Origin of the sequence: Streptomyces sp. NPDC008121 (assembly GCF_042957155.1) — a bacterium.
GTDB lineage: Bacteria > Actinomycetota > Actinomycetes > Streptomycetales > Streptomycetaceae > Streptomyces.
Genome location: NZ_JBIBHT010000004.1, coordinates 497,479 through 521,886 on the forward strand (window position 1 = coordinate 497,479; position 24,408 = coordinate 521,886).

Annotated in this window: 22 protein-coding genes and 1 pseudogene; 6 read left to right on the forward strand and 17 right to left on the reverse strand. The window is 71.5% G+C overall.

All coding sequences use genetic code 11. From position 1 onward, the window contains the following. Positions 1-39: 39 nt before the first annotated feature. From ACFZBD_RS16610 to ACFZBD_RS16635, 6 genes are all read right to left on the reverse strand, one after another. Complete coding sequence (locus tag ACFZBD_RS16610; protein ID WP_391140227.1) at positions 40-231, reverse strand: hypothetical protein; 192 nt, start codon at positions 229-231, stop codon at positions 40-42. Positions 232-374: 143 nt separating this feature from the next. After that, entirely contained in the window at positions 375-1,328 is a 954-nt protein-coding gene (locus ACFZBD_RS16615) for an alpha/beta fold hydrolase (protein ID WP_391140228.1), read from the reverse strand. Continuing rightward, on the reverse strand, positions 1,325-1,801 hold the full coding sequence (locus ACFZBD_RS16620) for a phage holin family protein (protein ID WP_391140229.1): 477 nt from the start codon (positions 1,799-1,801) through the stop codon (positions 1,325-1,327). The genes ACFZBD_RS16615 and ACFZBD_RS16620 overlap by 4 nt, the downstream gene beginning before the upstream one ends. A 37-nt stretch (positions 1,802-1,838) precedes the next feature. Beyond that, positions 1,839-3,236 carry a Na+/H+ antiporter NhaA gene (gene nhaA / locus ACFZBD_RS16625; RefSeq protein WP_391140230.1) on the reverse strand — a complete coding sequence of 466 codons (1,398 nt, stop codon included), beginning with the start codon at positions 3,234-3,236 and terminating at the stop codon, positions 1,839-1,841. Between the two features lie 328 nt (positions 3,237-3,564). Next, positions 3,565-5,520 carry an acetate--CoA ligase gene (acs, locus tag ACFZBD_RS16630; protein WP_391140232.1) on the reverse strand — a complete coding sequence of 652 codons (1,956 nt, stop codon included), beginning with the start codon at positions 5,518-5,520 and terminating at the stop codon, positions 3,565-3,567. Positions 5,521-5,752: 232 nt separating this feature from the next. Further along, complete coding sequence (locus ACFZBD_RS16635) at positions 5,753-8,158, reverse strand: SulP family inorganic anion transporter (RefSeq protein ID WP_391140233.1); 2,406 nt, start codon at positions 8,156-8,158, stop codon at positions 5,753-5,755. A 315-nt stretch (positions 8,159-8,473) separates the two neighbouring features. Here ACFZBD_RS16635 and ACFZBD_RS16640 point away from each other — a divergent pair, with 315 nt between their 5' ends. Further along, on the forward strand, positions 8,474-9,790 hold the full coding sequence (locus tag ACFZBD_RS16640) for a hypothetical protein (protein ID WP_391140234.1): 1,317 nt from the start codon (positions 8,474-8,476) through the stop codon (positions 9,788-9,790). 90 nt (positions 9,791-9,880) lie between these two features. Here the strand turns inward: ACFZBD_RS16640 and ACFZBD_RS16645 are convergent, their stop codons facing one another. Next, complete coding sequence (locus tag ACFZBD_RS16645; protein ID WP_391140235.1) at positions 9,881-10,867, reverse strand: ATP-binding protein; 987 nt, start codon at positions 10,865-10,867, stop codon at positions 9,881-9,883. A gap of 102 nt (positions 10,868-10,969) precedes the next feature. Between ACFZBD_RS16645 and ACFZBD_RS16650 the strand changes: the two genes are divergently transcribed. Continuing rightward, the gene (locus tag ACFZBD_RS16650; RefSeq protein ID WP_391140237.1) at positions 10,970-11,857 is read left to right on the forward strand and encodes an oxidoreductase; all 888 of its coding nucleotides are present in this window, start codon (positions 10,970-10,972) and stop codon (positions 11,855-11,857) included. Positions 11,858-12,197: 340 nt separating this feature from the next. On the opposite strand, the gene ACFZBD_RS16655 is transcribed toward ACFZBD_RS16650, so the two are convergent. After that, entirely contained in the window at positions 12,198-13,052 is an 855-nt protein-coding gene (locus tag ACFZBD_RS16655; RefSeq protein ID WP_391140238.1) for an HAD-IB family hydrolase, read from the reverse strand. Positions 13,053-13,583: 531 nt separating this feature from the next. On the opposite strand from ACFZBD_RS16655, the gene ssd reads away from it, so the two are divergent. Both ssd and ACFZBD_RS16665 read left to right on the forward strand, forming a co-directional pair. Further along, entirely contained in the window at positions 13,584-14,693 is a 1,110-nt protein-coding gene (gene ssd, locus ACFZBD_RS16660) for a septum site-determining protein Ssd (protein ID WP_391140464.1), read from the forward strand. Then, positions 14,657-15,292 (forward strand): annotated as a pseudogene (locus tag ACFZBD_RS16665) (ATPase, T2SS/T4P/T4SS family); the annotation flags it as partial. The gene ssd and the pseudogene ACFZBD_RS16665, both read left to right, overlap by 37 nt. 229 nt (positions 15,293-15,521) lie before the next feature. Here the strand turns inward: ACFZBD_RS16665 and ACFZBD_RS16670 are convergent. Both ACFZBD_RS16670 and ACFZBD_RS16675 read right to left on the reverse strand, forming a co-directional pair. After that, positions 15,522-15,704 carry a hypothetical protein gene (locus ACFZBD_RS16670; protein ID WP_391140239.1) on the reverse strand — a complete coding sequence of 61 codons (183 nt, stop codon included), beginning with the start codon at positions 15,702-15,704 and terminating at the stop codon, positions 15,522-15,524. Then, complete coding sequence (locus tag ACFZBD_RS16675) at positions 15,701-15,871, reverse strand: hypothetical protein (RefSeq protein ID WP_391140240.1); 171 nt, start codon at positions 15,869-15,871, stop codon at positions 15,701-15,703. The genes ACFZBD_RS16670 and ACFZBD_RS16675 overlap by 4 nt, the downstream gene beginning before the upstream one ends. 362 nt (positions 15,872-16,233) lie before the next feature. Here ACFZBD_RS16675 and ACFZBD_RS16680 point away from each other — a divergent pair, with 362 nt between their 5' ends. Together ACFZBD_RS16680 and ACFZBD_RS16685 are read left to right on the forward strand one after the other, a co-directional pair. Next, positions 16,234-16,986 (forward strand): DUF6879 family protein, encoded by a 753-nt coding sequence (locus ACFZBD_RS16680; RefSeq protein WP_391140242.1) that lies wholly within the window; start codon positions 16,234-16,236, stop codon positions 16,984-16,986. Positions 16,987-16,996: 10 nt separating this feature from the next. After that, the gene (locus ACFZBD_RS16685) at positions 16,997-17,848 is read left to right on the forward strand and encodes a Scr1 family TA system antitoxin-like transcriptional regulator (protein ID WP_391140243.1); all 852 of its coding nucleotides are present in this window, start codon (positions 16,997-16,999) and stop codon (positions 17,846-17,848) included. Positions 17,849-17,908: 60 nt separating this feature from the next. Here ACFZBD_RS16685 and ACFZBD_RS16690 read toward each other — a convergent pair whose 3' ends face one another. The 7 genes from ACFZBD_RS16690 to ACFZBD_RS16720 all read right to left on the reverse strand — a co-directional run bounded on the left by ACFZBD_RS16690 (position 17,909) and on the right by ACFZBD_RS16720 (position 24,408). Next, positions 17,909-18,835, reverse strand: coding sequence for a collagen-like protein (locus ACFZBD_RS16690; protein WP_391140245.1), 927 nt, complete (start codon positions 18,833-18,835; stop codon positions 17,909-17,911). A gap of 10 nt (positions 18,836-18,845) precedes the next feature. Next, positions 18,846-19,121 carry a hypothetical protein gene (locus ACFZBD_RS16695; RefSeq protein WP_391140246.1) on the reverse strand — a complete coding sequence of 92 codons (276 nt, stop codon included), beginning with the start codon at positions 19,119-19,121 and terminating at the stop codon, positions 18,846-18,848. Between the two features lie 377 nt (positions 19,122-19,498). Continuing rightward, complete coding sequence (locus ACFZBD_RS16700; protein ID WP_391140247.1) at positions 19,499-19,795, reverse strand: hypothetical protein; 297 nt, start codon at positions 19,793-19,795, stop codon at positions 19,499-19,501. Between the two features lie 14 nt (positions 19,796-19,809). Beyond that, positions 19,810-20,181: a hypothetical protein gene (locus ACFZBD_RS16705; protein ID WP_391140249.1), complete on the reverse strand. Its 372-nt coding sequence runs from the start codon at positions 20,179-20,181 to the stop codon at positions 19,810-19,812. A gap of 16 nt (positions 20,182-20,197) precedes the next feature. After that, positions 20,198-21,064: an N-acetylmuramoyl-L-alanine amidase gene (locus ACFZBD_RS16710; protein ID WP_391140251.1), complete on the reverse strand. Its 867-nt coding sequence runs from the start codon at positions 21,062-21,064 to the stop codon at positions 20,198-20,200. A 64-nt stretch (positions 21,065-21,128) separates the two neighbouring features. After that, positions 21,129-21,611 (reverse strand): hypothetical protein, encoded by a 483-nt coding sequence (locus ACFZBD_RS16715; RefSeq protein ID WP_391140252.1) that lies wholly within the window; start codon positions 21,609-21,611, stop codon positions 21,129-21,131. Positions 21,612-21,645: 34 nt separating this feature from the next. Then, positions 21,646-24,408 carry a hypothetical protein gene (locus tag ACFZBD_RS16720; RefSeq protein ID WP_391140254.1) on the reverse strand — a complete coding sequence of 921 codons (2,763 nt, stop codon included), beginning with the start codon at positions 24,406-24,408 and terminating at the stop codon, positions 21,646-21,648.

Genomic DNA, 24,408 nt, shown 5'->3' on the forward strand with positions numbered 1-24,408 from the left:
GTGAACGGCCGGCCGCCCACGGCCCTGGCGCGTCCACGCTCAGTCGCGCGTGTGACGGAGCCGAGCCGAGACCCAACGGGCCCGGCGGCGCAGGATGCGCGGGATGCCGATCTCCTCCCGCGCGGCATGGGAGTGACCCTGGTCCTGCGGGCCACCCCTCTCCAGAGAGCCCGGCCCAGCGGCCGAGCGTCGGTTGCGTGCTGTGTCACCGTAGTCGTGCGTCCAGCCCATACCCCGACGTTTGCCCGGGGCCCAAGGTCGGTAATCGCCCCGGGGCCCGCCAATTGGAGTATGCGCCCGGCACATGGCTGTTCGGGAGGCGTGACTTCGTTCGTACGGGCGGGAGGCGGGCGATGCCCGTCCTCGCCGCCGGTTCAGCGGTCCGGCTCGGGGTCCTTCAGCCAGTTGACGAGCTCCGTCGAGAACGCCACCGGGTCCTCCTCGTGCGGGAAGTGACCCAGCCCGTCGAAGAGCCGCCAGCGGTAGGGCGCCTCCACGTACTCGCCGGATCCCGCCGCGCTGCGCGTCCGCATCGCCGGGTCCGTCGAACCGTGCAGGTGCAAGGTCGGTACCCGCACCGGGCGTTTCATACGCCGGTTGAACTGGATGCCGTCGGGCCGCGCCAGCGAACGCACCATCCACCGGTACGGCTCGATCGAGCAGTGCGCCGTCGACGGGATGCACATCGCCCGCCGGTACACCTCGATCGCCTCCTCGTCCGGCAGCCCCGGGCCCGACCAGTCCTGGATCAGCCGGCCCACCAAGGCGCCCTCGTCCGCCACCAGCTGACGCTCCGGCAGCCAGGGGCGCTGGAAGCCCCAGACGTACGAGCCCGCCCGGGACTGCGCGAAGTCGGAGAGCATCGCGGAGCGCCAGCGGCGCGGGTGCGGCATCGAGGAGACGGCGAGCCGCCGCACCAGCTTCGGCCGCATGACCGCCGCCGTCCACGCGAGGTAGCCGCCGAGGTCGTGCCCGACCAGGGCGGCGTCCGGCTCGCCGAGCGAGCGGATGACCCCCGTGACGTCGAGCGCCAGGTTGGCGGGGTCGTAACCCCTCGGCGTACGGTCGCTGCCGCCCACCCCCCGCAGATCCATCGCCACGGCGCGGAATCCGGCGTCGGCGAGCGCCGGCAGCTGGTGGCGCCAGGTCCACCAGAACTGCGGGAAGCCGTGCAGCAGCAGCACCAGCGGCCCGTCGCCCATCTCCGCGATGTGGAAGCGCGCGCCGTTGGCGGCCACGTCGCGGTGGGTCCAGGGCCCGTCGATCCGTACGGGACTGCCGGTGCTGCTGCCGTTGCCGTTGCCGGCGCTGCTCTCGGGGGCGGTCATGCAGACGAGCGTCCCACAACGACGGCCTTGTCCTGGACCGTCCCCGGCAGCGCCGCCCGCTCCGGGCGCGGGTGCGGCTTCGCGTTCTGCAGGATCGCGGCCGTCTGCTTCGCCGAGGCGATGGACTTCTCCGGCGGCTTGACCTTCTTGAACTTGCCGTAGGCGATCAGCCCGAGCAGCCCCGCGAGCAGCACGTTCGCGGCGAAGGAGAGCAGGAAGCAGACCGAGAGGTGCCAGCCGCTCCACGCGTGGATGCCGTACGCGAGCGCGAAGCTCAGCATCGGCAGCGAGAACAGCAGGACCGTGGCCGCTGTCCCGCCGGCGGCGCTGCCGATCGCGCCGCGCTTGACGTCCTGTCGGAGTTCGGCCTTGGCCAGGGCGATCTCGTCGTGCACCAGCGCGGACATCTCGGCGGTCGCCGAGGCGACCAGCTGGCCGAGGCTGCGCTCGGCTCCGTTGACCGGGTCGCTCATCGCTGCTCCCTTTTCTCTTGACGGGTCCGACCTCAGATCATGCCGGACGGTCGGCGTCATCGCGCGGTGCCCCCGCCCGTCGCGCCTTCTCGCGATGTTCGGCGGCCTTCCGTTCGTGGATCGCGGCCATCCGAAGGTGGTACTCCGGATTGTCCTCTTCGTACACATCCGGGATGCCGTCCTCGTCTTCGTCGCGCTCCTCGTCGGCGAGCAGCGCCTCGTACCTCCGTACCCGCAGCTTGAGCAGAACCGTCGCGCAGACGGCCGCGATCAGCGAGCCGATCAGGACGGCGGCCTTCACCTCGTTCGTCAGCTGCGTGTCGCCCTCGAAGGACAGCTCGCCAATGAGGAGCGCGACGGTGAAGCCGATGCCGGCGAGGGAGGCGACGGCGAAGACGTCCGGCCAGGCGAGGTCGCTGTTGAGCCGGGCGCGGGTGAAGCGGGCGGCGAGCCAGGTGCCGCCGAAGATGCCGAGCGTCTTGCCGGCCACCAGGCCGAGGACGATGCCGAGGGTGACGGGCTGGGTGAAGACGTCGCCGATCGACTTGCCGGTGACCGCCACACCGGCCGAGAGCAGGGCGAACAGCGGAACGGCCAGGCCTGCCGAGAGCGGACGGATCAGGTACTCGACGTGCTCGCCGGGGGAGTGCTCCTCGCCCTCCCGGCGGGTGCAGCGCAGCATCAGGCCCATGGCGACGCCGGCGATGGTGGCGTGGATGCCGCTGTTGTACATCAGGCCCCAGACGACCAGCGCCAGCGGGACGTAGACGTACCAGCCGCGCACGCCCGTGCGCAGCAGCACCCAGAAGACGACGAGACCGGCGAAGGCGCCTGCGAGGGCGGCGTAGTTCAGGTCGCCGGTGAAGAAGATCGCGATGATCAGGATCGCGAAGAGGTCGTCGACGACGGCGAGGGTCAGCAGGAACGCCCGGAGCGCGGACGGGAGGGAGGTGCCGATGACGGCGAGGACGGCGAGCGCGAAGGCGATGTCGGTGGCGGTGGGGACGGCCCAGCCGGCCATCGAGCCGCCTCCGACGGCGTTCGTCAGGGCGTAGACGAGGGCCGGTGCGGCCATGCCGCAGAGCGCGGCGATCACGGGGAGCGCGGCGGCCTTGGGGTCGCGCAGCTCGCCGGCGACTAGTTCGCGCTTGAGCTCGATGCCGGCGACGAAGAAGAAGATCGCGAGGAGGCCGTCGGCGGCCCAGTGCTGGAGCGAGAGGTCGAGGCCGAGGGCGGCGGGGCCCAGGTGGAAGTCGCGTACGGACTCGTAGCTGTCGGCGAGCGGACTGTTGGCCCAGACGAGCGCGGCGACGGCGGCGATGAGCAGCAGCACGCCGCCGACGGTCTCGGCGCGCAGCGCATCGGTCACGATCCGCCGCTCGGGGAGCGGCAGCAGGCCGAGGAACTTGCGGTCGCCGGGGGCGGGTGCGGGCACGGGGGGACCTCCGGTCGGGTGGGCAGCACGAACCACATGCCGACCAGACTTCCCGGCGCACCTAGGTCATTCCTGTCGCGTCGACGACGCTTTCCTCACCCTACCCACCCCACGGCGCGGGCATGTCCGGTGATCTTCACTGTAGGGCGCGCGGCCCGCCCGGCCGGGCAGGCGGGGCGCGCGGCGCGGTGGCGTGCGTGCGGGGCGGGCGGGGCGTGTACGTGGGTACGCCCGCCCCGGGAGCGGGGTGCAGGGCGTGTACGTGCGCGCGCCCGCCCCGGGAGGTCCGGGGCGGGCGCGGGTGCGGTGCTCGGGGGAGCCGGGTGGCTCAGTCCTCGCTGGCGGCGCCGGGCAGCTGGGTCTGGATGAGCGACATGACCGACGAGTCCGTCAGCGTCGTGACGTCTCCCAGCTCGCGGTTCTCCGCCACGTCCCGCAGCAGCCGCCGCATGATCTTGCCGGACCGGGTCTTCGGCAGCTCCTGGACCGGAAGGATCCGCTTGGGCTTGGCGATCGGTCCGAGCGTCGCGCCGACGTGGTTGCGCAGCTCCGCGACGAGGGTGTCGTCCTCGCTGGCCGTCCCGCGCAGGATGACGAAGGCGACGATCGACTGCCCGGTCGTCTCGTCCGCGGCCCCGACCACCGCCGCCTCGGCGACGGACGGGTGCGAGACGAGGGCCGATTCGACCTCCGTGGTGGAGATGTTGTGACCGGAGACGAGCATGACGTCGTCGACCCGGCCGAGCAGCCAGATGTCGCCGTCGTCGTCCCTCTTCGCGCCGTCGCCGGCGAAGTACTTGCCCTCGAAGCGCGACCAGTACGTGTCGATGAACCGCTGGTCGTCGCCCCAGATGGTGCGCAGCATCGACGGCCACGGCTCGGTGAGGACGAGATAGCCGCCACCGCCGTCGGGCACCTCGTTGGCCTCGTCGTCGACGACCGTCGCGGCGATGCCGGGGAGGGGCCGCTGGGCGGAGCCCGGCTTGGTCTCCGTGACGCCCGGCAGCGGCGAGATCATCATCGCGCCGGTCTCGGTCTGCCACCAGGTGTCGACGATCGGGGTCTTGCCGGCGCCGATGTGCTCGCGGTACCAGATCCAGGCCTCGGGGTTGATCGGCTCGCCGACCGAGCCAAGGACCCGGAGGCTGGAGAGGTCGAACTTGGCGGGGATGTCGTCTCCCCACTTCATGAACGTACGGATCGCGGTCGGGGCGGTGTAGAGGATCGTCACGCCGTACTTCTGGACGATCTCCCAGAACCGGCCCTGGTGCGGGGTGTCGGGCGTGCCCTCGTACATGACCTGGGTCGCGCCGTTGGCCAGCGGGCCGTAGACGATGTACGAGTGTCCGGTCACCCAGCCGATGTCGGCGGTGCACCAGTAGACGTCGGTCTCCGGCTTGAGGTCGAAGACGGCGTGGTGGGTGTACGCGGCCTGGGTGAGGTATCCGCCGGAGGTGTGCAGGATGCCCTTCGGCTTCCCGGTCGTCCCGGAGGTGTAGAGGATGAAGAGCGGCTGCTCGGCCTCGAAGGCCTCCGGGGTGTGCTCGGCGGACTGGCGGGCGACGATGTCGTCCCACCACACGTCGCGGCCTTCGGTGAAGGCGGTGTCCTGGCCGGTGCGGCGGACCACGAGGACGTGTTCGACCTGCGGGCACTTGGCGACGGCCTCGTCGATGGCGGGCTTCAGCGCGGACGGCTTGCCGCGGCGGTAGCCGCCGTCGGCGGTGACGACCAGCTTGGCGTCGGCGTCCTGGATGCGGGAGGCCACGGCGTCGGCCGAGAAGCCGCCGAAGACCACCGAGTGGGCGGCGCCGATGCGGGCGCAGGCCAGCAGGGTGACGGCGGCCTCGGGGATCATCGGGAGGTAGACGGCGACCCGGTCCCCCTTGCGTACGCCCAGCTCGGTCAGGGCGTTGGCGGCCCGGGAGACCTCGTCCTTCAGCTCGGCGTAGGTGATGGCGCGGCTGTCGCCGGGCTCGCCTTCGAAGTGGATGGCGACCCGGTCGCCGTTCCCGGCCTCGACATGGCGGTCGACGCAGTTGTACGCCACGTTCAGCTCGCCATCGGCGAACCACTTGGCGAAGGGCGGGTTCGACCAGTCGAGGGTCTCGGTCGGCTCGGTGGCCCAGGTGAGCCGCCTCGCCTGCTCGGCCCAGAAGCCAAGCCTGTCCGCCGCGGCCTGCTCGTACGCCTCCGCCGTCACGTTGGCGTGCGCGGCCAGCTCGGTCGGCGGCGCGAACCGCCGCTCTTCCTTGAGCAGGTTGGCCAGGCTTTCGTTGCTCACGACATCTCCCTTTCCCAGGGCGTCCTATGTGCCTATGTGTCCCGCGTCCTAGCTCATCAGTCAGAAGCCCGGGTGACAAGGGTCTTCAGAAAATTGGTTTAGACCTATTGGGCGGCGCGGGCGTGCGGTGGCCCCTCCTCCCCGGGCGGCGGGAAGAAGGGGCCACCCACTCTCACGGACGGGAGCGGGGGATGGTTCAGGACACGCGTGCGCCGGGACGGGAGACCCTGGCTCAGGACGCGCGCGCCTCCAGGGCGGCGGTGGGGAGGACCCGGTCGAAGACGGGGTCGTAGCCGTGGGGTTCGTCCGAGTCGGCCAGCAGATAGGCCTGGGCCTCGCCGACGTGGAAGTACATCCCGTGCAGGGTGAGGGTCCCGTCGGCCAGGCGCCGCGCCACCGGTTCGTACGCCCGCAGGTGCTCAAGCTGCTGGACCACGTTGGTCAGGCAGAGCTGTTCGACGGCGTCGGCGGGCAGCCGTCCGGAGATCCTGGCCCAGGCCCGGCCGCGGTTCCTCATCCGCTCCAGGCTGGGCAGGCCGTGGCGCAGCCAGCGCCGCAGGGGGGTCGACGGGCCGTCCGGCCGGCTGGTGAGGAGGGCCTGCATCGCCCCGCAGCCGGAGTGCCCGCACACGGTGATCGATCCGACGCGCAGGACCTCCACCGCGTACTCGATCGCGGCCGCCACCGAGTCGTCCCCGCTCTCCTCGCCGGGCAGCGGGACGAGGTTGCCGACGTTCCGCACGGTGAAGAGGTCGCCCGGCCCGCTGGAGGTGATCATGCTGGTGACGAGGCGGGAGTCGGCGCAGGTGAGGAAGAGCTGGGACGGTTGCTGCCCCTCCCGGGCGAGGCGGGCCAGCTCGTCGCGTACGAGGGGTGCGGTGTTGCGCTGGAACTTGCCGATGCCGCTCGCCAGGTGGTGTCCCCGCGCGCGGGGGGTCGCGTCCGTGTCCGCCGGGTGTTCGCCGCAGTGGTGGTTGCGCCAGGGCGTCCAGGGGCGGCAGCAGGCGTGGGCCTCGGAGGTGGGTTCGGTGATCTTGACCCCGCGGGGGCCGGTGATCTCCACCGTGCCGCCGCCGCGGACGTGGCCGGCCTGCCAGTCGTGCAGCGTCTCGTAGGCGGCGTGGTCCATGAACGATCCGTCCAGCTCGACGACGACGTGGCTGCCCCGGGGCATCTGGTGCAGCACCCGGCTGAGCCGGGGGACGGCGAGGAAGGTCAACTGTCCTCGTACGCGTACGAAGTGGCCGCTGTCCTTCTCCTCGCCGGTGACGCGGGTCTTGGCGAGGCGGCCCATGGCGACGGCGATGGCCACGGCGATGCCGAGGGCGACCCCTTCGAGGATGCCGATGAGTCCCACGCCGCTCACGGTCACGGCGTAGACCAGGACTTCGCGGTGCCGGGTGACGCTGCGGATGTGGGTGATGTTGACCATCTGGATGCCGACGACCATGACGAGCGCGGCGAGCGCGGGCAGCGGGATCAGGTCGAGGACGGGGACGAGGAGGAGCGAGGCGAGCACGATCCACAGGCCGTGCAGCATCGTGGAGTCGCGGCTGACGGCACCGGCCGAGACGTTGGCGGCGCTGCGGACGGCGACGCCGGCGACCGGCAGTCCGCCGAGCGCCCCGGAGACCATGTTCGCCGCTCCCTGGCCGGCGAGTTCGCGGTCGAGGCGGGAGCGCGGCACGCCGTGGCCGTGGTCGGCGCGGGCGGCGACGAGCTTGTCGACGGCGACGGCCGAGAGCAGTGACTGCACGCTGGTGACCAGCGTGATGGTGAGCACGCCCGCGGCGATGCCCAGGACGGGGCCCACGGGCAGTTCGGGGAGGGCGTGGGTGCGCCAGGAGGGCAGGTCGACGCGGGGGACGGCGAGCCCGGCGAGCGCGGCGGTGGCCGTGGCGGCGGCGACCGCGGCGAGCGCGGCGGGGATCTTCCGCAGCACGCGTCCGGCGTTGCCGGGCAGCCGTGGCCAGATCAGCAGGACGGCGATGGTGAGCGCGCTGATGGTGAGCGCCGCCGGGTGGACGTCGGCGAACTGGTCGGGCAGGCCGATGACGTTGTCCAGGACGGAGCTCTGGGGGCTGCCGCCGAGCACGATGTGGAGTTGGGCGACGGCGATGGTGACGCCGATGCCGGCGAGCATGCCGTGCACGATCGCGGGTGAGACGGCGAGCGCGGAGCGTGCCACGCGCAGGGCGGCCAGCCCGAGTTGGGCGAGGCCGGCGAGGACGGTGATGGCGCAGGTGGTGCGCCAGCCGTAGATCTGGATGAGTTCGGCGGTGACGACGGTGAGGCCTGCGGCGGGTCCGCTGACCTGGAGCGGCGCGCCGCCGATCCAGCCGGCGATCAGGCCGCCGACGGCTGCGGCGACGAGCCCGGCCTGGAGGGGTGCTCCGGTGGCGAGCGCGATGCCCAGGGAGAGGGGCAGCGCGATCAGGAACACGGCGATCGAGGCGGAGACGTCAGCGCCCGCGACGCGGAAGCGGCGGCCGCCGCCCGGCGGGCTGTGCGGTCGCCGGAAGCGGGTCCGGGGCGCGGTGCCGCCGGTGTCGCGGCCGGCGTCGCGGTGGTCGGGACCGTGCTCGGAGGCGCGGTCGGGGGTGCGGTCAGTGGTGCGGTCGGGTGTGCGGAGGGTCATCTTCCCGTCTCCTCCGGGGCGGCGCGGTCGCGGCTCGTGCGGGACGAACGTGTGGGTCGCGGCCGTGGGTCACGGCGTGCAGTGGCGGGATGTCGTTCGTCGGCGCTCGAAGTGAGTGCCAACGCTCGGTAAATGGATCGTAATGGAGAGTAAAGAGTGCGGCATGATTTTCGGGGCAAACAGGGCAATGTTTCACCGGTTCGAGTGGTGAGCCGACATTGCTCCGCTTGTCGTTTCATCTCTCCGGCGGGGGTGGTGCGACGTTGACGTCGCTCGCAGACGACGCTCGCACGGAACCGAGGAGAGGTGGGGCGGATGAACGCCGCCGGGAGCAGGACCGCCGGGAGAAGGACCACTGTCCACAGGAGGACGCTCGCCGTCGGCGCCCTCGCCACCGCCCTGATCACCGGCCTCGCCGGATGTTCGGGTTCGGGCGAGACCGGCCCGAGCGGCGCCCCGGGCGCACGGAAGGGTCAGGCCGCGGCTCCCGAGAGCGCGGTGCGCCTGATCGGCGACGGCTCCACCGCCTTCACCGGCGCCCAGCCCCACCAGCCCACCTGGCAGCGGATGAAGCCCGGTCAGAAGCCCCCGCAGTTCGTGGTGTTCTCGTGGGACGGCGCCGGTGAGGACAGCCAGAAGCTCTTCTCGCACTTCCGCAAGGTCGGTAAGAAGTACAACGCGACCATGACGTACTTCCTGAGCGGCGTGTACCTGCTGCCGGAGGAGAAGAGCAAGCTCTACGACCCGCCGCAGCACTCCGCCGGGCGCTCGGACATCGGCTTCAACGACACCGAGGGCATCCGTGCCACCGTCCGCGAGCTGCGGGGCGCCTGGCAGGAGGGCAACGAGATCGGCACGCACTTCAACGGCCACTTCTGCGGCCCGGAGAGCGGTGTCGGCAACTGGTCCGTGGACGACTGGAAGAGCGAGATCAGCCAGGCCAAGTCGTTCGTGAAGAACTGGAAGACCAACTCCGGCCTGAAGGCCGAGCAGCCGCTTCCCTTCGACTACGACAAGGAGCTGGTCGGCGCCCGTACGCCGTGCCTGGAGGGCCGGAAGAATTTCGTCCAGGCGGCGAGCCAGCTGGGCTTCCGCTACGACACCAGCGGCGTGAACGACCAGATCTGGCCGGAGAAGGACAACGGCCTGTGGGACCTGTCGATGCAGCTGGTCCCGGTCCCGGGACGCGCCTTCCAGACCCTGGCCATGGACTACAACTTCCTGGTCAACCAGTCGGGTACGACCCAGGGCGACCCGGCCAAGCACCAGTTCTGGGGCAACCAGATGCGGGACGGCCTGGTGCAGGCGTTCGACCGCTCGTACCAGGGCAACCGGGCGCCGCTGATCATCGGCAACCACTTCGAGTCGTGGAACGGCGGCACGTACATGCGTGCCATCGAGGAGACGATCTCCACCGTCTGCGTCAAGAAGGACGTGAAGTGCGTGTCCTTCCGTCAGCTGGCGGACTGGCTCGACGCCCAGGACCCGGCGGTGCTCGCGAAGATGCGGACCCTGAAGGTCGGCGAGGCCCCGCCGGGCGGCTGGGCGACCTTCCTGGCCCCCCAGCCGGTTCCCCCGGCGAAGCAGAACGCACAGCAGGACGTCAAGCAGAACGCCAAGCACGACAGCTGACGGGACGCCGGCTGGCGGACGCCAAGCGCGACAGTTGACGGAACGCACCGCGGGGCGGCCGGCGGAACTCCGCGGGCGCCCGGCGGGGTATCAGACGGGCTGAGCGGCGCGGAGGGCCTCGCTCAGCACGAAACCGGGGTCGACCTGCGCCGCCAGGTCGGCCCCGGTCTTCTCGTTGCCCCAGCTCTCCGCGTTCTTCAGGTGGAAGTGGACCATCTGGCGGGTGTAGCGCTCCCAGTCGCGGTGGCCGTACGAGTCGTCCGCCGCATCCTGGAGGGCCTGGAGCGCCATCCGGTTGTCCGCCTCCAACAGCTCGAAGCGGGCCGGGCGGCCCTTCTCCATCGCACGGACCCAGTCAGAGTGCCCGACCGTCACCAGCAGGTCGTCGCCCACCTCGGAGCGCAGGAAGTCGACGTCGTCCATGCCCTGCACCTTGTTGCCGACGACCTTGAGCGCGACCCCGAAGTCCCGCGCGTACTCCTTGTACTGGCGGTAGACCGAGACGCCCTTGCGGGTCGGCTCGGCCACCAGGAAGGTCATGTCGAAGCGGGTGAACATCCCCGAGGCGAACGAGTCGGAGCCCGCCGTCATGTCGACGACGACGTACTCGTCCTGCCCGTCGACCAGATGGTTCAGGCACAGCTCCACCGCCCCGACCTTGGAGTGGTAGCAGGCCACCCCGAGGTCCGACTCGGTGAACGGGCCGGTCGCCATCAGCCGGATGTCGCCGTCGTCGAGACGGACGGTCCGGGCGCAGGCGTCGTAGACGGGGTTGTCCTCGTGGACCCGCAGCAGCCGCGAGCCCTCGCCGGGCGGAGTGGTCTTGATCATCGTGTCGGCGGAGGCGATCCGCGGGTTGGAGCCGCGCAGGTACTCCTTGATCAAGGGGAGGTGCGCGCCCATGGCGGGCAGCGCCTCGGCCTCGGCCTCGTCGAGCCCGAGCGCGGCCCCGAGATGTTGGTTGATGTCGGCGTCCACCGCGACGACATGGGCTTCATTGGCGGCGAGATGGCGGATGAAGAGCGAGGACAGCGTCGTCTTGCCGCTGCCGCCCTTCCCTACGAAAGCGATCTTCATGTTCACCTAGCGTAGTGGCATGATCGCGGCACGTGGTCAAGAGGCGTGAAGAAGACCACTCGAACGTGGGGTGGGCGCCCCGGGCGCGTAGCCTCGCTACCTATGAGTACGCACGCCTCTGACCCCCTGGCCGCCCTCGGTTCCCTGCCGGGCGTCACCGACTCGGTGGACTCCGTACGCAAGGCCGTGGACCGCGTCTACGGCCACCGCGTGATGCGGCGCCGCAGCCACGAGATCACCTCTGAAGCGGCGCTGCGCGGGGCGCGCGGCTCGGCGGCGCTGTCGGGTGCCGACTGGGCCCTCGAAGAGGTCCGGCGACGCACCGACTTCAGCGGCGACGCCGAGGCGCGCACGGTGGGCGCAGCCCTGCGCCTGGGCTCCGAGGCCGGTCAGCTGCTCTCCATCTGGCGCCAGTCCCCGCTGCGGGTGCTGGCCCGGCTCCACCTGGTCGCCGCGGGCGACGCGGGCGGGTCTGGTGCGGACGGTCTCGATGCGGACGGGGGTGGCCCGGGTGGCGGCGGCCCGGGTGGGGTGGCCGACTCCGTCGGCAGGCCGCGACAGGCCGGTGAGACCGTCGACGAACCGCTGATCGAGGCGCCACTGCCGGATCCCGCGGAGGTCGCGGGGCGGCTCGACGGACTCTCGGAGCTGATCATCGCGGGCGGTACGGCTCCGGCCCTGGTGACGGCGGCCGTGGTGCACGGCGAACTCCTCGCGCTGCGCCCCTTCACCACGTACAACGGGCTGATCGCGCGCGCGGCCGAGCGGATCGTGCTGATCGGCAGCGGCCTGGATCCGAAGTCGATCTGCCCGGCCGAGGTGGGGCACGCGGAGCAGGGGCGCGCGGCCTATGTCGCGGCCTTCGAGGGGTATCTCTCCGGCACCCCGGAGGGCATGGCCGCGTGGATCGCCCACTGCGGGCGCGCGGTCGAGCTGGGGGTCCGGGAATCCACGGCGGTCTGCGAGGCGCTCCAGCGCGGCGCCGCCTGACCGGCCGGGGCTTGCGCGCTCCGGGTCGGCGCTGAGGTGGGCTCCCCTGGAAAGGGTTGCGGCGGTACCCGTCGGGTACCGCCGCTGGCACGTCGGCCGGGTTACCAAGCGTCCTCGATATGTGCCCATCAGGCGGGGTGCTTTGCCCTGCGCCTGGTGCGGCTGGCCCGTAATCGACGGGTCGACGTCGCGTGGGTGCTCGACTTCAGTGCTGGGTCCGTGGGGCCTTCTTGCTCAACAGGTGATCCTCTCGGATGTCCTAGGTCTCGCGGGCCTGATTCCTTTCTACTCCTGTCGGGGTGGAAGGGAAAGTGCTGGCCCGCACTTCTTTACTATCGGCTCAAATTCGGGCAAAGCGATCGGCAAGAGCGGCCTGCCGCCGCCGGCTGGCGTACCAGACGAGTCCGGCGGTCGCCGCCGCCGCGCCCACCGCCGCGGCGGCGACGAGCGCCGGACGGGGCGGCATGCGGAACCCGGGCAGCCGCTGCTTGAGCCGCACGGGCTTCTCGAAGGCCAGCACCGGCCAGTCCCGGGCGGTGCACTCCCGGCGCAGCGTCCGGTCCGGATTGACCGCGTACGGGTGGCCGACGGCCTCGAGCATGGGAACGTCGGTCGCCGAATCGCTGTAGGCGAAACAACGCGAGAGGTCGTACCCCTCCGACTCCGCGAGTTCACGGATCGCCTCCGCCTTGGTGGGTCCGTAGGCGTAGTACTCCACCTCGCCGGTGAAGCAGCCGTCGTCACCGACGACCATCCGGGTGGCCACCACCCGGTCGGCGCCGAGCAGCTCGCCGATCGGCTCCACGACCTCGGCACCGGAGGTCGAGACGATCACGACGTCCCGCCCCGCCGCGTGATGCTCCTCGATGAGGGAGGCCGCCTCGTCGTAGATCAGCGGGTCGATCAGGTCGTGCAGGGTCTCGGCGACAAGTTCCTTGACCTGCGAGACGTTCCAGCCTTTGCAGAGCGCCGAAAGATATTCGCGCATCCGCTCCATCTGGTCGTGGTCGGCGCCGCCCACGAGGTAGACGAACTGGATGTAGGCCGTCCGCAGGACGGCGCGGCGGTTGATCAGTCCGCCTTGGTAGAAGGACTTGCTGAAGGTCAGCGTCGACGACTTCGCAATGACCGTCTTGTCCAGGTCAAAGAAGGCGGCTGTGCGCGGCAACGAGTGGTTTTCCACGAGCCCGAGCATAGGTGCCCGCCATTCGGCGTACGCTCCGGCGTGTGGGTTTGCCTGAGAAGGCTCTCGGGTACACCATGGAAGTCACGGATCGTTCGCGACCGTGCTAACCCGGTCCGGCTCCTCCCCCCCCCGAGTCGGTCCGGAGAGACGACCCCCGCTCTCCCCCCCGGCGGGGGTCGTCGCATGTCCGGACGCGTTTTCGTCCCTCGGGTGATCATTCTTTCCTCCTCGCGTCGGCCCTCGGCCGTGCAGCAGCCATGCCCTGGCTCCGTCACTCAATGTAATCGAGGCGCTGCTCTCCGGGAAGCCCCGAGGAGGGTGACGGAGTTATTCACAGGGGCGGAGTTATCCACAGTTTTTGAGCGAGATCCCCATGATTTCCGGAACTGCCCCACGGTGATTCCTGCCGGGAAGTCCACGGACACCCGGAATCACTGATCGATCCCGTTCGCGCCACCGACGCGGACGGGATCACACCGACAGGGGGAGTGGGCCGTGACGGGATCCATCGCGTACCGGACATCGAGGACTTCACGGGCCATAAGGGCGTCGCGGACTCCGGACGACGGTGGCGGGACCTCCGGCGAGGGCCGGCGGGCCGGGCCGCTGATCGTGACCGAGGACCTCGCGCTGCTCGACGACCTGCTGCGGCTGTGCGCCGCGGCGGGAGCCGACCCCGAGGTGCACCACACGGTGCCGGAGCGGCGCGCGGGCTGGTCCGACGCCCCGCTCGTCCTCGTCGGCGACGACGCGGCGGACCGCTGCCGCACCGCTGCGCGCCGCCCGGGCGTGATCCTGGTCGGCAGGGACCAGGACGACCCCCGTGTCTGGCGGCGGGCCGTCGAGCTGGGCGCCGAGTGCGTCCTGCGGCTGCCCGACGGGGAGAGCTGGCTGGTCGACCGGATCGCCGACGGAGTCGAAGGGGCCGGCAGGCAGGCGCTGACCATCGGCGTCATCGGCGGGCGTGGCGGCGCCGGTGCGTCGACACTCGCCTGCGCCCTCGCCCTGGCGGCCGCGAGGACGGGGCGGCGCGCGCTGCTCGTCGACGGCGACCCGCTCGGCGGCGGCCTCGACGTCCTGCTCGGCGGCGAGCGGACGGAGGGCCGGCGCTGGCCCGACTTTGCCGCCTCGAAGGGACGGGTGGCCGGCGGCGCCCTGGAGGAGTCGCTGCCGTCGGTGCGCGGGCTGAGGGTACTGAGCTGGGATCGCGGCGATTCCGTCCTCGTGCCGCCCGAGGCGATGCGCTCCGTCCTGGCCGCTGCCCGCCGACGCGGCGGGGTGGTCGTCGTCGACCTGCCCCGCAGGCTCGACGAGGCGGTGACCGAGGCGCTGGCCCAGGTCGACCTCGGTCTGCTGGTCGTGCCCGGGGAGCTGAGGGCGGTCGCCGCGGCCCACCGGGTCGCCGCCCTGACCGGCATGGTGCTGCGGGACCTGCGCGTGGTCACCCGCGGGCCGTACGCGGCCGGACTCGACGCCGCCTGGATCGCGGACGCCCTACGACTGCCGCTCGCCGGGGAGCTCCCGCACGACCCGGACCTCGCGGCCGCCCTCGACACCGGCTCCCCGCCGGGCGGCGAGGCCCGCGGACCACTGGGCCGCTTCTGCACCGACTTCTGGGAGCGGGTCCTGACGGCGGAGGGCGTGTCGTGAGCGGCCGGGGCACGTCCACGAGCGGCGCCGGTCTGCTGGACGCCGTCCGGCAGCGGCTCGCCGAGAGCGGAGCCGAGCCGACCCCGGCGCGGGTCGCGGCCGCGCTGCGGGCCCAGGGGCGGCTCCTCGGCGACACCGAAGTCCTGGGAGCGGCCGAGGCGCTGCGGTGCGAGCTGGTCGGTACGGGACCGCTGGAGCCGCTCCTCGCCGATCCGGAGGTGACCGACGTCCTGGTGTCGGCACCGGACCGGGTCTGGGTCGACCGGGGGGCCGGGCTCGAACTCACGGGCGTCTCCTTCGCCGACCCTGCGGCGGTACGCCGCTTGGCACAACGCCTCGCGGCGGTGGCCGGCCGACGCCTGGACGACGCCCGGCCCTGGGTGGACGCCCGGCTGCCGGACGGCACCCGCATGCACGCCGTACTGCCCCCGGTCGCGGTCGGCTCGACGTGCCTGTCGCTCCGGGTCGTTCGGCCACGCGCCTTCTCCGTGGCCGAGCTGACGACGGCGGGCACCGTCCCGCCCGGCGGGGAGCGCGTCCTGCGGGCACTGATCGAGGCCAGGGTCTCGTATCTGATCAGTGGCGGCACGGGATCGGGGAACCCCAAGAAGGCGTCAGGACAACTCTAGTTGTTGATCACTTTCGCGGTGCCGCGAAAGTGATCAGACAGTCCTCTGACCTGCATGTCTTGCGGGTCCGGGAAGCATTTTCAAGGCCGCCTTGGAATCGAAGGTGGGCAACGAAAGGCCCCGAGAGCGGACGCATGAACGCTCTCGGGGCCGCTCCACGCCCGGCCGTGGTTCGCCGTGACCACGGACGTGCGGGAGATCAAGAGGAGCGCCGCTGCGGCGCGGGCGCCTCCTCGGCCGCCGGGAGCGGACGGCGGCGGGCGCCGCACTCGGCGCGGTTCGCGTGCCAGTACACCGGCGGGCTGGCGCCGCTGGCCGAGTAGTCGGGGATCGGCATCGCCTCGCCCAGGATCGTCCCGTCACACCACGCGCAGCGCCTCACCGCGGCTCCCCCTTCCCGGCCCTGCCCACGGGGTGGCACGAGCAGTCGCAGCGGATCGTCAGGGCGACGTCCCCGAAGCGGGTGACGACGTCACCCGGCCGGCACAGGCGGTGCTCGTTCAGCCGGCACTCGCCCCGCACCACCCGGGCGGCCAGCCGGGGCGTCACCGAGCCCCCTGCCGGGTCGGCTCGTCTACGAACGAGTACATGGGCTTGATGCCCCGGGTGTCCGCGCACGCGCGGTGGGCGTAGATGTGCTGCCCGGGCCCAGAGTTGTCGGCCAGGACGCGGACGCACACGTCGGCATCAGGCTCAGGGCAGTAAGTGCAGGGCCGCCCCCTGCGGGTTCGGTTCGCCATGACTCGGACGTTAGGAACAACCTGTGCGCGACCGCGATCCGATGTTCTCGAATGTTCTCGGGCTTTGGCCGATTGTTCCCCTGTGGTCTCACGGAGAGGGGTGCACCCTGTAGAACCGGACCAGCGGCCTGGGAAAGCTGGTGTCGGCAACCCAACCCGGAGGGGGACAGCGTGACGCGACGACTGAGGTTCAACGGCACCGACAGCAAGAACGGAGGATGCCCCGCGGTTCACGAGGACCTGGACTCGGGCGAGATCATCGTCCAGGGCGCGCCGCTGACCGATCCGGACGACCTCGCCCGCCTCCAGCACTTCGGCCCCCACGACGTGGCGGTGGTCGTGCCGCGGGAACTCCTGGTGAACCATGGCCCTAAGGAGATCGTCAGGGTGCCCCAGATCATCGGCGCGGAAGAGTTCGGCAGGCTCTTCAAGACGTTCGAGCACTCGGCCTGGCACCTGGAGACTCGCGGCGGGTACGCCTCGGACCGTGAGGACCCCGGCTACGCGGAGTTCCTCAAGAGCGGCATGGCGCCGTGCGACCTCGACAGCGAGTGGTGCGTGAACATCCGACGGCAGACGGACGACGGGAAGTACGTCGGCCGTGTCCGGGTGGTCGACAGCCCGCCCTCGGATGGGCAGCGGTTCCTCCTCAGCTATGCCCGGTGCAACGCGGCGACAGGCGAGGACGTGCGGAATCTGTGGCGCGAGGACGCCGAGCGCGTGCACCTTCCCTCCGAGGATTTCTGGATCTTCGACAGCCGACTGGTGGCTATGCTCCACTTCGACGAGGGCGATGCGCTCCGCGACATCGAGATCATCACCGAGCCCTCCGAGGTGCTGCGGTTCTGCCAGGTCCGCGACGCGGCGGTGCATGCGTCCGTTCCCTACGGTCAGTTCGCGGCGCAGCTCGGCGCGAAGGGATAGCGCGGCACCGGTGAGCACGGACTACCAGCAGGCCCGGGAGGCCCTCGGAGCGCGCTTGAGAGAGCTCCGCCTTCTGGCGCCCGCAGGTCGGCTCACCGGTACGCAGCTCGCCCAGCTTCTGGGCTGGCCGCACTCAAAGATCTACAAGCTGGAGGGCGGCCGGCAGACTGCAACCCCCCAGGACCTGCGCGCCTGGGCGGATGCGACTGGGCACCCCGACGCCTTCACTGAACTTCAGGCCCGCCTACAAGGGTTCGAATCCCACATTCGCTCCTGGCGGCGCCAGCTAGCCGCCGGGCATCGGCCGGTACAGGACGGCTGGAACATCGAGGTCGGTCGATCTATGGTCATCCGCGCCTGGGAGGAAGCCGTCGTCCCCGGCATGCTCCAGACAGCTGACTATGCGCGCCACATCTTCCTGCGGTACGCCGAACTGCAGGGCACCGTGCCCGACACCGATGAGGCCGTCCGGGCCAGGATGAAGCGGCAGGAGTGGCTCTACCAGGGCGGGCGGAAACTCCACGCGCTCGTATGGGAGGCAGCGCTCCACGCACAGGTATGCCCGCCGCCCGTGCTCATCAGCCAACTCGACCGGCTCGTCGGGCTGATCGGCATGGACACTGTCGACCTGGGGATCGTCCCGCTCGGGGCGCCCCTCAGGATCCCGGCCGCCAACGGATTCTGGATCCTCGATGATCGGCTCGTTATTGCTGAGGACTGGCACGCTGAGCTGTGGCTCGATGACGACGACTCCGTGGGGACATACATGCGTGCCTGGCGCACGCTGGAGAAGTCCGCGGTGTACGGATCGGAAGCCCAACACCTCATCAGCCGGGTTCGTCGCTCGGTGAACCCGCGGTGAACGAAGGATCGCCCCCTGCCCGGCCCGAAGGCCAGACAGGGGGCGTCGTCGTTCAGTCCTTCATGAGCTTCGGATCAGGCGGATCCACGACCCGTTCTTGAGGATGGTCGGGGTGGCGGATGAGACGGTCTGGGCCCAGCGGAGCCGTAGCGTCCCGGCGGTCCCCGCTGTGCGGAGGACGCCGGCCGGGCGGACGACGGACCCGGCGACGACGATCCCGACGCCGGACGTGGCGGGCAGGTCGTTGCGGCCCTGCTTCAACGACCCGATGTTGCCCGTGTTCCCCGCGCTGATCCCGCTGTCCGTCCACGAGAGGGTGGCGCCCGCGGGGGCTGACCAGCCGAGGGTGATGTCTGCGGCCGGGTCGGCCTCGACGTCGAGGTAGCTGTCGAGCGCGTAGGTGGCGTTCGCGGCTACGGCGATGGCCAGGTGGTCGTCGTCCTGGAGGACGGTCGACAACGTCACCGGCTCGTCGGCGAGCTTGTGGGCGAGCAGGATGTCGGTGGAGCGCAGCGCGGTGGTGGCGCCCGCGCCCTGCCCTCCGAGCGGCGGCTGCGGGCCCGGCAGGCCTTGCGCACCCTGCTCGCCCGGATCGCCCTTGGGGCCCGGCTCACCTTGTGGCCCTGGGACGGGCACGTACACGGCCGACTCGGGATCGGCCTCGACGATCTTCGACACCTGCACGGGCGTTCCGTCCCCGAGGGGGAGCGCGAACACCCGGACGCGGGTGCCGAGGCCGTCGATGCGTTCCTCGTATCGCCAGTAGCGGCCGGTAGACGGCTCGACCCCGGCCGCGTCGGTGACCACCAGGGCCTGAGAGAACACCCCGGCGTTCAGGGCGAACTCGCCGCCGCCGGGGTAGATCCCGCCCTCGGCGGTGTCGGTCCAGACGGCCGGGATCGGGGTCACGGTGATGCGGCCCGTGGCCGCCCGGCCGGTGGCCGGGTTGGTGTACATCTCGGTGACCACTCGGGTGGCTAGCGCCATGCCGTCCTCCTCACGGGTAGATGCGGCGGGTCGGGTCGAGCGCCGCGGTCTCCGTGCGGCTCTTCAGCGGTCCGGGGTCCGGCGCAGGGGCTCGGCGGCAGACCAGGGCGTCGGGGTCGTCCGGCGGGGGCTGGAGGGCGTAGCCGGCCGGGCAGGTCTGCCCATCAGCGCCGTCGGCTCCGTCCCGGCCGTCGGTGCCGTCACGGCCGGCGGGCCCGGGCTCGCCCTGCGGCCCGGCGGGGCCGGGCGGGCCGGTCGGGCCTGCTTCCCCCTGCGGGCCCACCACGCCGGCGCCGTCTGTCCCCGCTGCCCCTGGATCTCCCGACGGCCCCGTCTTCCCGATTGGGCCTACCGGGCCGGTAGGCCCGACGGGGCCTTCCGGCCCGGGCGGGCCCGTGTCACCGGCCGGGCCCGGCGGGCCTTCGACGCTGCGGCCAGGCTCGCCCCGGGAGCCGGGCGGCCCGGCGACCGGATCCCCGCCGAGACGTTCTACCTGCGCGGCGAGCTGATCTCTCGCCGAGTTGGCCGCGCGGAGCTCCATCTGCAGGGACCGAACGCTGATCAGGATCCCCGCCATGATCAGGCCGACGATGACGGCGGCCGCCAGGGCGAGCGCGTCGCCCCGGCGCCAGCGCCTCTCCTCGGCACGTAGCTGCGCGCGGGTCATGAACCGGCCCCCTTCGCCAGCAGAATGATCACGGGCATGAGGACGGCGACGAGAGGGATGACGACGGCGCCGATCAGCCACCTCCTGGTGGCCACGAGCTTGTCGGCGTCCTTCTCCCGCAGCGTCTCCAGGGTTGTGACCCGGGTGGCGAGCACTTCGTGGCGTAGGTCGTAGACCTTCTGGTCGACTTTCTCGTCCAGGCGCCGGCCGAACTGCTGGATGTCGTCGCGGATGTCGACGATCCGATCGTCCAGGCGGCGGACCATCTCCATGGCGGTCGGATCGTCGGTCATCCGGGTGGCTCCGATCAGGCGGCGGGCTTGATGATGCTGCGCTGCTCGACCGGCAGCTCGGGCACCGGGGCGGTGACCTCGCGGCGGAGCACGAGCGCGACTGCGGTCTCAACGGCCAGCATCCACAGGGCCTGGTCCTCGGCCGACATGTGCAGGCCGAACGCGAGGAAGAGGGCCAAGATGCCTTGCGCGAGGTTCACGATGGCGGCCGCAGCCGCGCCGGTCTTCAGGACCAGCGCGGTGACGACGGCGACGACCAGGGAGAGGAACGCCATGATGGCGCCCTGCTGGGCGTCGCTGACGTCCAGGCCGTAGGCGGCGCCGAGCTTCAGGCCGACCGCGACGAAGGCCAACAGGTAGACGGGTTCGCGTCCGAAGATTCTCACGGGGTTGACCTCCTGGTCAGTCGGTGAGGCGGGCGGCGAGCTTGTCGGCGACAAGCTCGGCGATCTGCTCGGCGAGGACGGGGTGCGAGGCGACCTTGTCGGCGAGTGTGGCCAGCTGCTCGGAGGTGAGCGAGGCGCCCGCCTCCGCGCGGATGGCGGTGAGGAGTTCCATCTCGCGCTGGTGCCGGACGTCGGCCCAGCGGGCGAATGTGGCGGCGGAGCGGGTCGGCCCGTCCGGGTCGGTGGGGGACTTCCACTGCGCCCCCCACATCTCGTCGCGGCTGTACTGCGCGATCTTCCGCATCTCGGCGTCGGTCAGGGGCACGTCGTCCTCCTCGGGCGGCGGGGTGGTCTGGCCGGTCGCGCGGGCGACGATGCCCGGAAACACGACCTCTCTGAACTGCTGCACGCGGGCGTCGCCTGGACAATCTGTGCCTGAGACGGCCCACGCAGAATGGAGCCGGTGGTAGCCGAAGCCGGGATCTGTCGCACTGCGACAGATCCGCAGCGGGATGCCGTGGCGCTGGTGCAGCCACACGCCGAGTCGGATGAGCTGTTCCATCTGCTCCGGCGTCCAGGCGTCCGTGTGCTTCAGGTTCGAGGCCGTCTCGATCGATACAGCGCCCGTTCCGTCAGGGCGCTCGTTCGCCCGGTAGTTCGCATCGGCGCGCGTCTCGGTCCCGATGAACTGGCCGATGCTGCCGTCGTAGTCGAGACCGAAGTGGCTTTCGAGGTTGGTGCTGTCGCGCCAGTACTCGTACATGCGGCGCTCGTCCCACGGTGCCGCAATGCTGTGCATGATGAGTTGCGTCGGCCGGATCGCGTTCTGCTTGTCCGACTCGGGTTGCAGCTCCATCCGGGTCGCCCCGGGGTACCAGGCCATGGGGCCTCCAGAGATGACGAAGCCCCGGGCCGGTCGGCGCGGGGCGGGCGGTGCACGGACGGTGTCAGGCGGTGCGGCGCAGGCAGAGACGGGATCCGGCGCGGACGATGGTCGGCGTGCCGTTGGAGGCGATCTGGGCCCATTGCACGGCGAGGGTGCCGGCGGCGCCGGCGGTGAAGAGGGTCCCGAAGGGGATCGCGCTCATGTAGGTGCCGAGGTTGCTGGGCAGGTTGCGGGTGGCGGTGATGGCCTGGCTGGTGACGTCCTGCCCGGTGAGGCTGGTGGGGCTGTCGGTGCCGCCGGAGGTCCACTGCATCGTCGCGCCGGCCGGGCCCGCCCAGCCGAGCTTGATGCCGGTGGACGCGGACGCGGCCAGGTTCTGGCTGTAGATGATGTAGCCGCCGACCGTGTACATGGCGTTGGCCTCGACGGGCACGACCAGGGCGGCGTCGTTGGCCATCGTGGTGGTCGAGTTGCGCGGCTCGTCGCTGACCTTGACGGCCTCCAGCGGCAGCATCGACTCCAGCAGCTCGGCAGTAGCGGTCATCCCAGCGAGGATGGACGGGTACACGGGTGCCTCCTCACAGGGCGATGACGGCAGGGTTGGCCACGGTGACCGGGGCGCCTGCCGAGTGGGACTTGACGATCCCGTTGGTGGAGCGGGTGACGGTCGCGGTCTGGGTGGTGGTGGTGCCGCTGATCGCGGTCACGGTCATCACCTCGCCCCCGACGCGGATGTCGAACGGGAACTGGCTGGGGTGGGTGGCCGTGTCGACCCAGCGGGGCCCGCGGGTGGTGACGAGCGTCAGCGATGTCGCGGTGGAGGTGACGCCGGCGCCCAGCTCGCATCCGGCGGTGTCGAGTTTTCCGCGCTCGGCGTTGTCGAGGACGCCGACCCGCCAGGGGCCGGCTGGGGTGCAGGCGAGGTGGGCGTCCCAGGTGTACAGGTCGACGGTCTCGGACCAGCCCTGCACGATCAGGTCGATCGGGCCCGGGCCGACCCAGGACGGCGGGTTGACGATCCGCACCAGGTCGCCCTCGTTGAGGTCGAGGAACGCGGGGATCAGGTGCGGTGCGGCGTGGAGCATGAGGCGGACGGTGGGGTAGCGGGCCTCGTCCCAGGTGCCGAGGTGCAGGCGCCACCCGGCGATCGGGGCGGCCTGCTCGTCCTCGGCGAGGTTCAGCGTCACGGACTCGTCGTACAGGCCGACCCCGTTCGGCGGGGCCTGGACGGACAGTGGCCCCTCCTCCAGGACTGCCCGTCCCGACGCCCCGCCCTCGCGGGTGACGGTGATGTCATTGCGGGTCTTCTGGTCGTCCTCGACGGGCTCCAGCGGCGGCCCGATCTCCCCCTCGGCCTCGTAGTCGAGGGTCAGGGCGGGGGTCTGGTTGTAGAGGCTGTGCCGGTCCCGGTAGATCAGGCCGGTGGATTCCCGGGCCTCGGTGAGGATCCCGCCGTCGACGTCGCCAGCCTCCTCGATGAGGTCCAGGAGCGGCGCCGAGCGCTGCGGGCCCATCGCCTGCGTGCCCGGGCCTCCCTTCACCAGGGCCAGCGACACGGTGCTGGCCTCCTCGGCGGCCAGGCGCAGCATCCGCATGCCGGCCTGCTCGCCCGCGAAGCCGGAGTCGGCCTGGTCGTAGACCGCGACGGTGGGCACGGATCCGGACCCGGCGACGTCGAAAGCCGCGAGGTGGCCGAGCGCCATGCCCTCGGTCGCGGCGCCCCAGCTCCCGGCGACCTCGGTCGCCGAGCCCTGCGTACCGGTGAACACGGTGGCGGAGTAGGACCAGACGCCGGTGACGACGTCGAGCCACGCGGCGCTGAGCCGGGTCTGCCCGCCACCGGCGTCCGAGGTGAAGATCTGCAAGCGGTTCCACACGCCCGTGAAAGCCGCGAGGGCGTCCGGGGCGGTGTAGAGGAAGAAGGCGAGAACGGCGCCCGAGCTGTCTCGGGCCTCGATGCGGATCCCGGCGGCGCTGGCGTAGACGACGGCGGCCCGCATCGCCGACCCGGCGACCGCGACCCTCAGGATCTCCGTCTGGGCCGCGGGCATGGTCGGCAGGTTGTAGACCATCTCGACGTGCCAGCCGGCCGCGCTGCTGGGCGGCACCGAGGCCCTCAGGGTGGCGGCCGAGCGGAGCTTGGGCAGCGGCAGGGACCCGGCGAGGCTGTCGTCTGACGCCCAGTCCAGGCCGGTGACGGCGGCCGCGGCCACGGTGGGGCTGGTGGCGGCCGCGCGGGTGGCGGTGGCGCCGTCCTCCATCGGCCAGTACGCCAGGGGGCTGCCGGAGGGGATCCGGCGGCGGAGGGTGGACTGCAGGGCCTTGGTTCCCTGTCCGAGGCGCCGGAGCATGCCCGCGGCCTCGGCCGGCACCCACACGTCCTGGCCGGAGAGGTCCCAGCGGCTCGGCCAGGACGAGATCTCCCCGTGAAACCGATACCGGCGATCGCTGACCTCCGCGGTGCCCGCCAGGGTCCAGGTGCGGCCCGCGCTGTCCGCGAAGGACGTGGTGCCCTCGGCCTCGGGGCGGAAGTCCGGGGCGGCGACGACGGATCCGCCGATGCCCGAGCGGACCTCGGCGCGGTGGATCCGGCCGGCGGCGGGCAGCCACGGCGGGGTGATCGTGGCCGTGGTCGGCGCGAGTTCGAGCGGCGCCGTCGAGGCGAAGATGGAGGTGGTGCCGGTGTCGGTGAGGTCGCCGCCGAACTGCGTCCACGGCCCGTCCAGCGACGTCGCCCAGTAGAGCCGGACAGTCCACCCGCCGGAGCCGTTGTTGACGTCCAGAGTGGCCCGCACGGCCGCGCGGCGGGGGAGCGGCGGCAGCGCGGCCCCCGCGAAGAAGCTCCCGGGCCCGGTCGGCGACCAGCGCAGCGTCAGGTTCCCTTCCTGCATGTGGAGCATCCAGGACCGCTGGTTGCCGGTCGTGAGCCACTTCCCGATGAGGACCTGCGTCGGGAGGGCGTACCAGTCGACGGTGGCCTCGACGCGGACGTCGATGTCCCCGGTGATGTCCAGGGAGGCGTGGTCGGGGGTGGCGGCGATGCCGGTGGAGGAGCCGTCCAGGGCGAGGTAGGACTCGGTCCCCTGGACGGACATCCTGACCGGGGTGTTGCGGCCGATCTGCCCGTAGTACGGGCTCATGGGGTTGCGCGGGGAGTACTGCCCGGAGCGGTTGTTCAGCTCCAAGCTGGCCTTGGCCGCGCTGGTGCGGGTGCTCTCCGGTCCGCGGCCGCGCTCGATGGTGATCGGGGACCGGGTGTAGACGTCGCCAGTGGCGTCCGCCCACGTGTCCCCGACGAGGACCTCGGTACGGACCTCCAACGGGTCTTGCGGGAACGCCAC